The 11,481-nt window shown below is 64.5% G+C and carries 11 protein-coding genes; 5 read left to right on the forward strand and 6 right to left on the reverse strand.

Translation table 11 applies throughout. The features are described 5' to 3' along the window. Positions 1 to 157: 157 nt before the first annotated feature. A complete protein-coding gene (locus QTH91_RS14800) occupies positions 158 to 2,602 on the reverse strand; it encodes a YgiQ family radical SAM protein (RefSeq protein WP_286660869.1) in 2,445 nt (814 codons plus the stop codon). Between the two features lie 210 nt (positions 2,603 to 2,812). Between QTH91_RS14800 and QTH91_RS14805 the strand changes: the two genes are divergently transcribed. Next, entirely contained in the window at positions 2,813 to 3,805 is a 993-nt protein-coding gene (locus QTH91_RS14805) for a bifunctional helix-turn-helix transcriptional regulator/GNAT family N-acetyltransferase (RefSeq protein WP_390367403.1), read from the forward strand. Here QTH91_RS14805 and QTH91_RS14810 read toward each other — a convergent pair. The 4 genes from QTH91_RS14810 to QTH91_RS14825 form a co-directional block, all read right to left on the reverse strand. Next, positions 3,796 to 4,821, reverse strand: a complete 1,026-nt coding sequence (locus QTH91_RS14810; protein WP_286660871.1) for a fimbrial protein — start codon at positions 4,819 to 4,821, stop codon at positions 3,796 to 3,798. The two genes, QTH91_RS14805 and QTH91_RS14810, sit on opposite strands and share 10 nt — an antisense overlap. 160 nt (positions 4,822 to 4,981) lie before the next feature. Next, the gene (locus tag QTH91_RS14815; RefSeq protein WP_286660872.1) at positions 4,982 to 5,653 is read right to left on the reverse strand and encodes a fimbrial protein; all 672 of its coding nucleotides are present in this window, start codon (positions 5,651 to 5,653) and stop codon (positions 4,982 to 4,984) included. Positions 5,654 to 5,937: 284 nt separating this feature from the next. Then, complete coding sequence (gene aqpZ / locus QTH91_RS14820) at positions 5,938 to 6,630, reverse strand: aquaporin Z (protein ID WP_286660873.1); 693 nt, start codon at positions 6,628 to 6,630, stop codon at positions 5,938 to 5,940. 131 nt (positions 6,631 to 6,761) lie between these two features. Then, complete coding sequence (locus tag QTH91_RS14825) at positions 6,762 to 7,673, reverse strand: YihY/virulence factor BrkB family protein (RefSeq protein WP_286660874.1); 912 nt, start codon at positions 7,671 to 7,673, stop codon at positions 6,762 to 6,764. A 123-nt stretch (positions 7,674 to 7,796) separates the two neighbouring features. On the opposite strand from QTH91_RS14825, the gene QTH91_RS14830 reads away from it, so the two are divergent. Genes QTH91_RS14830 through QTH91_RS14845 form a run of 4 tightly spaced genes read left to right on the forward strand, consistent with a single transcriptional unit; the run spans position 7,797 to position 10,475 of the window. Next, a complete protein-coding gene (locus QTH91_RS14830) occupies positions 7,797 to 8,384 on the forward strand; it encodes a chromate transporter (protein ID WP_286660875.1) in 588 nt (195 codons plus the stop codon). Next, positions 8,381 to 8,980, forward strand: a complete 600-nt coding sequence (locus tag QTH91_RS14835; RefSeq protein ID WP_286660876.1) for a chromate transporter — start codon at positions 8,381 to 8,383, stop codon at positions 8,978 to 8,980. The genes QTH91_RS14830 and QTH91_RS14835 overlap by 4 nt, the downstream gene beginning before the upstream one ends. A gap of 21 nt (positions 8,981 to 9,001) precedes the next feature. Then, positions 9,002 to 9,958 carry an aldo/keto reductase gene (locus QTH91_RS14840; protein ID WP_286660877.1) on the forward strand — a complete coding sequence of 319 codons (957 nt, stop codon included), beginning with the start codon at positions 9,002 to 9,004 and terminating at the stop codon, positions 9,956 to 9,958. Positions 9,959 to 9,989: 31 nt separating this feature from the next. After that, positions 9,990 to 10,475: a DUF3237 domain-containing protein gene (locus QTH91_RS14845; RefSeq protein WP_286660878.1), complete on the forward strand. Its 486-nt coding sequence runs from the start codon at positions 9,990 to 9,992 to the stop codon at positions 10,473 to 10,475. A gap of 11 nt (positions 10,476 to 10,486) precedes the next feature. Here the strand turns inward: QTH91_RS14845 and QTH91_RS14850 are convergent, their stop codons facing one another. Continuing rightward, a complete protein-coding gene (locus QTH91_RS14850) occupies positions 10,487 to 11,476 on the reverse strand; it encodes a Bug family tripartite tricarboxylate transporter substrate binding protein (protein WP_286660879.1) in 990 nt (329 codons plus the stop codon). Positions 11,477 to 11,481: the final 5 nt, after the last annotated feature.

Here is an 11,481-nt window from a genome sequence, read left to right on the forward strand (position 1 = left end):
AGTCTAGGAACGCCCCTGAGCGAGCGCCTTTAAGAAATGCTTAGCGAATTACGAACAAGTTCTTAAACGCGTTCGCGCGCCGCGAACCCCTCCCCCACGCTGGGGAGCGGCTTCATCAACGATGAGGAGCCCGCGTCGCGTCGCGGGCAAGTCGACGCTACTTGCGGACTTTGCGCGAGGCAGTGGCGCCCGCGTTGACGGCTTTGCCCGCGGCCGGCTTGCCAGCACGCGGTTTGCCAGAACGCTGTTGCGGCGCCGAGCCGTTGTCGCGCGGTGGCAAGCCGGTGTGCTGGGTCAGCAGCCTGCCCTTGCGCGGTTGGCTGTTGCCCGCGCCGCTTTGTTCGCCCGCGGCGCCGGCGGACACGCTCGAATTCTTGCGGCGTGCGCTCTGGTAGCTGCCATCGGTCAGCGGCTGCCACGACGGGATGAGGTGCTGCTTGCCGTTGCCGATCAGGTCGGCGCGGCCCATCGCCTTGAGCGCCTCGCGCAGCACCGGCCAGTTGTTGGCATCGTGATAGCGCAGGAAGGCCTTGTGCAGGCGCCGGCGACGCTCGCCGCGCACGATGTCCACGGCCTCGCTGTCGCGCGTGATCTTGCGCAGCGGATTCTTGTTGGAGTGGTACATCGCCGTCGCCGTGGCCATGGGCGACGGATAGAAGGTCTGCACCTGATCGGCCCGAAAGCCGTTCTTCTTGAGCCACAGCGCGAGGTTCATCATGTCCTCGTCGCTGGTGCCCGGATGGGCGGCGATGAAGTACGGGATGAGGTACTGCTTCTTGCCCGCCTCTTCGCTGTACTTCTCGAACATGCGCTTGAACTTGTCGTAGCTGCCGATGCCCGGCTTCATCATCTTCGACAGGGGGCCGGTCTCGGTGTGCTCGGGCGCGATCTTCAGGTAGCCGCCCACGTGGTGCTGCACCAGCTCCTTCACGTACTCGGGCGATTGAACCGCCAGGTCGTAGCGCAGGCCCGAGCCGATCAGGATCTTCTTGACGCCCGGCAGCGCGCGTGCGCGCCGGTAGATGCGGATCAGCGCATCGTGGTTGGTGTTGAGGTTCTGGCAGATGCCCGGATACACGCAGCTGGGCTTGCGGCAGGCGGCCTCGATGGCGGGCGACTTGCAGCCGATGCGGTACATGTTCGCCGTGGGGCCGCCCAGGTCTGAGATGGTGCCGGTGAAGCCCTTGACCTTGTCGCGGATCTCCTCGACCTCGCGGATGATGGATTCTTCCGATCGGCTCTGGATGATGCGCCCTTCGTGCTCGGTGATGGAGCAGAAGGTGCAGCCGCCGAAGCAGCCCCGCATGATGTTCACCGAGAAGCGGATCATCTCCCACGCCGGGATCTTGGTTTCGCCGTCGTGGCTGCCTTGCTTGTCCGCATAGCGCGGATGAGGGCTGCGCGCGTAAGGCAGATCGAACACCTGGTCCATCTCGACCGTGGTCAACGGGATGGGCGGCGGGGTGATCCAGACGTCGCGGGCGGTCACGCCCTCGCCGTGCGCCTGCACGAGCGCTCGCGCATTGCCCGGGTTGGTTTCCAGGTGCAGCACGCGGTTGGCGTGCGCATAGAGCACGGGATCGGCACGCACCTGCTCGTACGACGGCAGGCGGATTACCGAGCGATCGCGCGGCGCCACCTTGACCGTGCCCTTGCCACGCAGCGCCGGGTTGGGCACGAACTGCAGGGGCTGGACCGTCTTGGCGGCCTGCGCGGGCATGCGCACGGCCACGCTGGTGTCATTGGCCGCATCGGCCACGGCCTGCGCCTCTTCCTCGCGCGAGCAGGTCGCGCCGGCGGCACGGGCCTGCTCCGAGACCATCAGGTACGGATTGATGTGCGTGTCGACGCGGCCCGGCGCATCGACGTCGGTGGAATCGATCTCGAACCAGCCCTCGGGCGTGTCGCGGCGCACGAAAGCCGTGCCGCGCACATCGGTGATGGCGTGCACCGGCTCGCGTGCCGCCAAGCGGTGCGCCACCTCGACGATGGCGCGCTCGGCATTGCCGTAGAGCAGCAGATCGCACTTCGAATCGACCACGATCGAGCGGCGCACCTTGTCCTGCCAGTAGTCGTAATGAGCGATGCGGCGCAGGCTGCCTTCGATGCCGCCGAGCACGATCGGCACGTCGTTGAAGGCTTCGCGGCAGCGCTGCGAATAGACGATGGCGGCTCGGTCCGGACGCGAACCACCGACGTTGCCCGGCGTGTAGGCGTCGTCGCTGCGGATCTTCCGGTCGGCGGTGTACCGGTTGATCATCGAATCCATGTTGCCGGCGGTGACGCCGAAGAACAGGTTGGGCTTGCCCAGCGCCTTGAAGGGTTCGGCGCTTTGCCAATCCGGCTGCGCAATGATGCCCACCCGAAAGCCCTGCGCCTCCAGCAGGCGCCCGATCACCGCCATGCCGAAGCTGGGATGGTCGACGTAGGCGTCACCGCTGATGATGACCACATCGCAGCTGTCCCAGCCGAGCGCCTCCATTTCCTGGCGCGTCGTGGGCAGGAACTTCGCGGTGCCGAAGCGCGCCGCCCAGTACTTTCGGTAGCTGGAAAGCGGCTTGGCGTCGCGCGGAAAGAAGGAGACGTCGAGCGGCGTGTTCATGGGTATGGGGCGGAGCGGCGCAAGGCGCACTCGGGAGCGGAAGCGGGGCGCGCCGGGCAGCAAGTTGTGAATGATCGCGCGCCGGCGGGAGGGCAACCGGTGATTTTAAAGTTTTCCACAGGGTCTGTCGCGTGCATCCCAGGGCCACCCCGCAGAATCCGAGGCTTAAATGATTGCCTCAGGCAATCATTTAAGTTGACAATGGCACGCATGAGTGAAGTCACCGCCAACCATGAACCCGACTCGGCGTCTACCGACGCCGTCAAGGCCGTTCGCCGCTTCAACCGCTTCTACACGCGCGAAATCGGCATCCTCGACCCGTATCTCGGCGGCCCGCTGTCGCTGACCGATGTCCGTGTTCTCTACGAACTGGCGCATCGGGACGGCTTGGTCGCCAGCGATCTCGCGCGCGATCTGGGGCTAGATGCGGGGTATCTCAGCCGCGTTCTGCGTCGGTTCGAGCAACAGGGTTGGATCACGCGAGGAGCCCACGCCAGGGATGCTCGCCAGAACGTGCTTGCACTATCACCCGCCGGCCGCGACGTGTTCGAACCGCTGCAACAGCGATCGCGCGAACGGACCGCCGCCATGCTGTCGCATCTGGGTACCCCGCAGCGCCAGCGACTGGTCGACGCGATGCAGACGATGCAGTCGCTCTTGACCACGTCCGCCCCAGCATCCACCGCCCCGCCCGCACCGTCCGCCAGAACAATCATCTTGCGCGAGCCGACCTCCGGCGACATGGGGTGGGTCGTCCAGGCTCACGGTGAGCTCTACGCTCGCGAATACGGCCTGGACATGACGTTCGAGGCATTGGTGGCAGAGATCTGCGCGCAGTTTGTTCGCAAGTTCCAGCCGCAATGGGAGAAGTGCTGGATCGCAGAGCTTGATGGAGAACGTGTCGGGTCGATCTTCCTGGTCCGCAAATCGGCCACCACCGCTCAATTGCGCCTTCTGTTGATTGCCCCGAAAGCGCGAGGCCTGGGGCTGGGCGCGCGCTTGACCGACGAGTGCATCGCGTTCGCACGCGCCAAAGGCTATCGGAAGCTCGTGCTATGGACCAACAGCATCCTGACTGCCGCGCGCCACATCTATTCAGCGCGCGGCTTTCAATTGGATAAGTCCGAAGCCTATGAGGGATTCGGCCAGCAGTTGGTCGGCGAGACCTGGTCGCTGCGCCTGCGCCAGACGCGTCAGTTGTAGGCGATATTGACCAGCGCCCGCGCCTTGACTGAGCCGGGAGTCACGGTGCCGGCAGCCTGTACATACTGAGCGCTGATCGGAAAGATCACCGTGCTCCCGAAGTTGTCTAGGTTCTTGAGCGAGAGATCGGTGCCGCCATAGTTGAAGTCCTCGTTGGGCGACATCTTGATGGGGCTGCCGGAATAGACCATCTGCACGCCAACGCCTGTCGCCGTTGATCCGGCGTCGAGCGCCAGGACTGTGCTGCCGTTGATCGGACTCGTGGCGTCGCTGAAATTGATCCTGGCATCTACATTCGGATCGCAACGGAAAGAAAGCGGGACCGACGCGTAGCCCTTTGCGCTGCCAATACCACTGAATTCGTAGGCAGCCACTTCAGGCAAGGTGACCTGCATATTCGGATTGTCCATCACGCAGGTCTGCGTGATCGCCTTGATGTTGATCGTGATCTTGATGGAGCTGGCGTCGGCGGTTCCCTGGTTGGCATATTCGTTGCCGGTGCAGGACACGTGCATGGCCAATACGTAGCTGCTGGCCTTGAGCGTGTTGTCGAGCTTGATGAACCTCACCCTCATGGCAACGGGCTGCAGGCCCTTCTGAATTCGAACGCCCGAATTGATCCGGTTGCCTGAATCCAGGGGCATCGGCTGCCCTGACGCGTCCAGGATCTGATAGGCAAGACCCGAAGGCATATCGGAATGACGGTACACATTCGGAAAGGCCGTCGTGGTGAGGCTCCCCGTCAAGGCAGCCATTGCCCAGTTGGGCGCGTTGTAGCAGCTGTTTCCTTCTCCATTTGTCCACGAGGCTGCGCAGTTGATGTTGAGCGTCATGGCCGTCGTCGAGCCGTTGATGACGGCGCCGTTTGCGAGCGAACTCGGTACGTTGCCGGCAGCCGATGCCACTAATGGAAGTTCCGGGGTGGTGCAGTTGTTGAAGCCGGCATGTGCTGCCGGAGCCACCATCAGCATGAATAGCGCCCACAGCGATGCAACAGGTTTGGATCTATTGGTCATCTGGCTGGCTCCAACGGTGTTGGTGGTTCCTTGGACGGGTGGCGTCAGTACTGGGCGGTCAGAACCCGCTATCTCGAAGCATCGAGCGGCGACTCGCCAGGCAGTGGCTCCGAGTCATCACCGATGGCGATGAAGCGAACGACGGCGCTCTCGCCTGCCCCTATGCCCGGCAGATCCGGAACCGAAAGCACGGTATCGCTTGCGGGCGCCACCATGGCGCCGCGATCGCCGGCAAATTGGCATTGGACATCACGCAAGTCCGAGTCACGAGCTTGGTGGTGATCGTCAGGTTGATCGCACTGTTGGCTGCGACCGCGCCGTTGGCCCACTCATTGTCTTGGCACGAAACCAGCAGCTTCAGCAAGTAGGTGCCGGCGGCTACCGAGTCGTCAAGCTTGACGATCCGCACCTGCAGGGGGAGCGTCTGAGCGCCAGTCTGCAGTGGAACGCCCGTGTCGATGCGCCTGTTGGCGTTCAGTGCAGCCGCCGTTCCCCCTCCCGTGAACACCTGGATGCCAAGACCGGCAGGCATGTTGGGGATGCGAAACACATTGGGAAAAGCGGTGGTGGTGACATTGCCCGCACTGGGGCTGAGCGACCATTTGGTGTTGTTCAAGCAGGTGGTTCCTTCTTCCGCAGACCAGTTGCTCGTGCAATTGATGGTGATCGACACAGGCGTGGTCGAGCCATTGGCCGACTCGCCGGCCACCTGCGTACTGGTGATGCTGTTGGTCACCGAGGCAGAGAACGGCAGTTGCCCAGAGCTGCAGTTGTCGGCGGTCGCATGCGCGACGGGCGCCGCCAGCAAGAGGAAGAGCGCCCACAGGGCCAAGAAGAGAATATTCCTAGTCAATTCGCAGTCCCTCCTATCGAGAACTCCACAATGGCACCCGTCCGGGAACGGGGCCAAGTCGTCATCAATGGCGACAAATCGCACCCACCGAGCCATAGCCTACACCTCCAGGCCTGGCATGGTGAACACCGATTGACGGCTCGCTCGGCAGATAGACCAGGCGCGCGTCCTCGAGCGCGACGCCCGCATGGACGCCTGGATACGGCTTGAACGATGAAGATCATTTCTTCCCGTCGTCCACCCGTTGAGCGCGCGCGTGAGCCTCAATCGTCCAGTTCGCCCAGGAGCGCGCGATGGATCAGTGCACCGATGACGGCGCCGACAATGGGCGCCACCCAGAACAGCCACAACTGGCTCATGGCTTCGGGTGCCGCGGCGAACAGTGCCGGACCGGTGCTGCGCGCCGGATTGACGGACGTGTTGGTCACCGGGATCGACACCAGGTGAATCAGCGTCAGGCAAAGGCCGATGGTCAGTCCGCTGAAGCCCACCGCGGCGCGCTTCGCGGAAGCACCCAGAATCACCAGCAGGAAGATGGCCGTCAAGACGATCTCGCAGATCAGTGCTGCCTGCATGCTGTATTTGCCGGGCGAGAAAGAACCATAGCCGTTGCTTGCAAACCCACCGACTTCGAAGCCGGGCTTGCCGCTGGCGATCAGGAACAGGACGCCAGCAGCCGCGATGGCGCCGAGCACCTGGGCAACGACGTAGCCCGGGAGTTCCGCCACCCGGAACCGCCCTGCGACCGCCAGACCGACCGACACCGCTGGATTGAAATGTCCGCCCGACACCGGACCGAATGCGTAGGCGCCGGTGAGCACCGTGAGGCCAAACGCCAATGACACGCCGACGAAGCCTATCCCCAACTCAGGGTAGGCCGCTGCCAAAACGGCGCTTCCGCACCCGCCAAACGTCAACCAGAAAGTGCCCAGAAACTCCGCTGCTAACTTCTTCATGTGTATTCCCTCATTTGCTTTTTGATGTTGATTGCGGCGACTCGTTACAGAGCCGCCCGGGGCATTCTAGAAAGCGAAAACGGAAAACAAGCAAGCAAATGTCACCGGCAAACAATTCAACGCCGAACAGATCACGGTGCAGGTCCTCCACCTGCCGCCAATGCTTCCGAGCCGAGGCCGCTGGGTCGTGGCTGGCCTCTGAGTGAGCCTCGTTCGTGCGCATAAACCCAGGTGAACTCGGCGCCCAACAGGAAGATCTGGGCCGAGTAGTACACCCACACCAGCACCACCACGAGCGAGCCCGCAGCACCAAAGCCGGACGCCACGCTGCTCTTGCCGATGTACAGGCCGATCAGGTGCTTGCCGATCGAAAAAAGCAGTGATGTGACTGCCGCGCCCACCCACACGTCGCGCCACTGCACTTTGACGCGCGGCATGAGCTTGTAGACCATGGCAAACCCGACCGTGCTGACCAGGAAGCCGAACAGGAAATTCACCGCCTGGCCCAATTCCGCCCAGCCGCCGAACATGGGCTCCCACCATTTGGAGAGTGCGGCAAAGGCAGCGCTCGCGACCAGCGACACGGCCAGAAGAAAGCCAAGCCCCATGATCAGTCCGAAGGACAGCAGTCGCGTGTGGACCATCTTCATCAGACCGCCTCCGCGTGCCCGCATGGGCGCTCGCCAGATGCGGTCGAGCGCGTCCTGCAGTTCGCGAAAGACCGTCGTGGCGCCAAGCACCAGCAGCACCAGCCCCGTGAGCGTGGCGATGATGCCCTCGGCCGGCTTGTTGACCGAAGTGAGCAAGCCCTGGATTGCCATCGCGCCCTGCTCGCCCATCAGCCCGGACAACTGCTCGAAGATGGCACCACGCGCCGCCGCTTCGCCAAACACGAGTCCCGCAACCGAAATGACGATGAGCAGCAACGGCGCGATCGAGAAGACGGTGTAGTAGGCCAACGCCGCGCCCATGCTGGGCGCATAGTCATCCAGCCAGGAAGCAATGGCCTTCTTGCACAGATCGATGAGTTCACTGGGTTTCATGAAGCGAGTGTCCCGTCATGACGCGAGCGACGCAACCGCTGCGCCAGCAAACAGCCTGCGCGAATCCCGGGGCCGATGCACCGCCTGCAGTCATCGGCGTTGGCCTCTATGATCGCCTTCGCCATGAATGCGCCGCCTCCCGATGCCCCCCTTCCAACTCGGGCGCGGCCCGAGTCGCCGAGCGATCTTTTCTGGGCCTTCACGGCCATCGCGATGCAGGGCTTTGGCGGGGTGCTTGCCGTCGTGCAGCGCGCGCTGGTGGAGAACAAGCGCTGGCTCACCCAGGAAGAGTTCGTCGAGGACTGGGCCGTCGCGCAAGTGCTGCCCGGCCCCAATGTCATCAACCTGTCGGTGATCCTGGGCGATCGCTACTTCGGTTGGCGGGGCGCGCTGGCGGCGCTGGCCGGCATGCTGGCGTTTCCGACAGTGATCGTGCTTGCCCTGGCGCTGGTCTATTCGCACTTCGCCACCGATCCACGGCTGGCCGGCGCGCTTCGAGGCATGGGCGCGGTTGCCGCCGGCCTGATCGCCGCCACGGGCATCAAGCTGATGCCCACCTTGCGCAGTCATCCCCTCGGCTGGCGCATCGGACTGGTGTTCACGGCGCTGGTGTTTGGCGCCATCGCACTGCTCAAGTGGCCGCTGATCGGGGTGCTGGCCCTGTTCGGCAGCGTGGCCTGCGTGTGGACCTACCGGCGTATCGCGGCATGAGCATTCATCTGAGTCACGCGGATTGGCTGGCCCTGTTCGGCCAATACCTCTTTCTTTCGCTGATCTCGATCAGCGGCGCCATCACCACCGTGCCCGACATGCATCGGTACCTCGTCGCCGAGCATGGCTGGCTGACGGATGCGCAGTTCAATTCGTCGGTGGCCATCGCCCAGGCCGCGCCAGGTCCGAATGTGCTGTTCGTCGCTCTCATGGGCTGGAACGTCGGCATCAACGCCGGCGGAGGCGCTGCTGCCGGCGTGCATGCCTGGCCGCTCGGTCTTGCTGGCCTCGCGGTCACGCTGGTGGGCATCCTGGTGCCCAGCACCACCCTCACCTACCTGGCCACGAGATGGGGTCATCGCAACCGCGAGCGCCGCAGTGTGCGCGCCTTCAAGCAGGGGATGGTGCCGGTGGTGATCGGCCTGCTGATGGCCACGGGCTGGGTGCTGGCTGCCGCCAACGGCGCAGCCACCGAAGCGCCGTGGCACCTCTGGCTGCTGACCGCGGTGGCTGCGTTCGTGGTCTGGCGCACCCGCATCCATCTGCTGTGGCTGCTTGGTGCCGGCGCCCTGCTCGGTGCGCTCGGGCTTGTCTAGTCTTGTCTGAAAGGAAAACCCATGGAACTGCGCCCTCTTGGCCGCTCAGGCCTTCAAGTGTCCCCACTGGCTTTCGGTGGCAACGTGTTCGGATGGACGGTGGATGAGCCCATGTCCTTCCGCCTGCTCGACGCGTGGCTCGACGCCGGCTTCAATTTCATCGACACCGCCGATGTCTATTCGATCTGGGCGCCAGGCCATGTGGGCGGCGAGTCCGAGACCATCATCGGCAAGTGGCTGCGCCAGAGCGGCCGGCGCAACGAGGTGGTGATCGCGACCAAGGTCGGCAAGCCAATGGGTGGCGACAAGAAAGGCCTGAGTCCCGCCTACATCAAGCAGGCCGTCGAAGCCTCGCTCAAGCGCCTGCAATGCGACCACATCGACCTGTACCAGTCGCACGACGACGATGCCGAAACCCCGCTCGAAGAAACGCTCGGCGCGTTCTCCGACCTGATCCGCGCGGGCAAGGTGCGGGCCATCGGCGCGTCCAACTACACGGCGCCACGCCTGGCGCAGGCGCTCGACGTGTCCGAGCGTCACGGGCTGGCACGCTACGAGTCGCTGCAGCCGCTCTACAACCTGTACGACCGCAAGGTGTTCGAAGAGGCCCTGGAGCCGCTATGCCTCGAGCGCGGGGTGGGCGTCATCAATTTCTACGCGCTGGCCGCGGGCTTCCTCACCGGCAAGTACCGCACCAGTGCGGATTCGAAAAAGAGCGCACGCGGGGCCAACACCACCGCCAAGTACCTCAACGAACGCGGCCTTCGCATCCTGGATGCGCTGGATGCCGCCGCGCAATCCTGCAACGCTACGCCCGGGCAGGTCGCGCTGGCCTGGCAGATCGCCAGGCCGTCGATCACGGCTCCGATTGCCAGTGCCACATCGCTGGAGCAACTCGATGAACTGGTCGCCGCCACCCGGTTGCGGCTCGATGCCTCGACCGTGGCCGCGTTGGATGCCGCCAGCGCCGAAGACTGAACGCCCCATCGCACAAGGACCGCCGAGCACCATGACCACGCCCACGACGTTCGATCCCCTGGCCCCGCCCACGCTGGAGCATTTCGTGCATCTGCAGGTGGATGTCGCCACGCCCATCGTCCTGGGCGAAGGGCCCCAGGGCCTTCGGCGAGTGGTGCCGATCCTCGGCGGCCAGGCACAAGGCCAGGGCTGGAAAGCGCGCATCCTCGCGGGTGGCAGCGATTTCCAGATCTTCCGCAGCCAGACCATGTCCGAGCTGGACGCGCGCTACGCGCTCGAAACCGATGCGGGGGATCTGATCTACGTGCAGAACCATGCCGTGCGCGCCGCGCCGGCCGAAGTCATGGCCAGCCTGATGCGCGGGGAGCCGGTGGACCCGGCACAGATCTACTTTCGGTGCACGCCCAGTTTCGAGACCGCATCGAAGTCCCTGGGCTGGATCAACGAGCGGCTGTTCCTGGGCGTGGGCGTGCGCGAGCCCCAGCAGGTGATCATCCGCGTGTTCACCGTGCTGTAGGCGCTGCTGGGTCAGTTCAGGGCGATGCCCTTGTCGCGGATCACCTTGCCCCACTTCTCGTAGTCGCCGCGCACGCGCTGGCCCATCTGGGCCGGATCGCCGTAGTTGGCGATGGCGCCGGCGGTGAGCAACCGGTCCTGCACCGCCTTGTCGGCCAGGATGGCCTTCACCTCGCCGCTCACGCGGTTGACGATGTCGGCAGGCGTGCCAGCGGGTGCCAGCAGGCCGCCCCACGAGACCGCGTCGAAGCCCTTGAAGCCTTGCTCGGCAACGGTCGGAACATCCGGCAGTTGCACCACGCGCTGCGGCGATCCGACCGCGATGGCGCGCAGCTTGCCCGACTTGATGTGCGGCAATGCGGCCACCAGGTCCGCGTACATCACGGGCACCTGGCCACCCAGCAGGTCGGTCACGGCCGGCGTGCCGCCCTTGTAGCCAATGTGCTGCATCTCGAAGCCGCCCATCTGCTTGAGCAACTCCATGCTCAGATGGCCGAAGCTGCCTGGGCCAGAGCTGGTGTAGTTGAGATGGCCGTTGGATGCCTTGGCCTTGGCCAGCAGGTCCGGCAGCGTCTTCACGTCGGGAAGCACGGTCGGGTTGACCACAACCACGATCGGGAGGTCATAGACGGTGGCGACCGGCGCGAAATCCTTGAGGACGTCGTAAGGCGTGGACTTGTACAGGTGCGCGGCCAGCAAGGTGGGCGTGGCCAGCATCATGAAGGTGTAGCCGTCGGCGGGGCTCTTGGACACGGCCGTCGCGGCGATCGTGCCCGAGGCGCCGGCGCGGTTCTCGACGACGACGGCCTGCTTGAGCCGCTCGCCCAGTTCCTGCCCGATCACGCGCGACGCGGTGTCGGTCGGCCCGCCTGGCGGGAAAGGCACGATCAGCTTGATGGGCTTGGCGGGCCACGTCTCGGCAATGGCCGGGCTCGCGGCAAGGGTCAGGGCCACGACGCTTGCGGTGGCGGTCAGCAGAAGTCGGCGGTTCAGTACGGTCATCGGTT

The organism is Variovorax dokdonensis (assembly GCF_030316895.1).
GTDB lineage: Bacteria > Pseudomonadota > Gammaproteobacteria > Burkholderiales > Burkholderiaceae_C > Variovorax > Variovorax dokdonensis.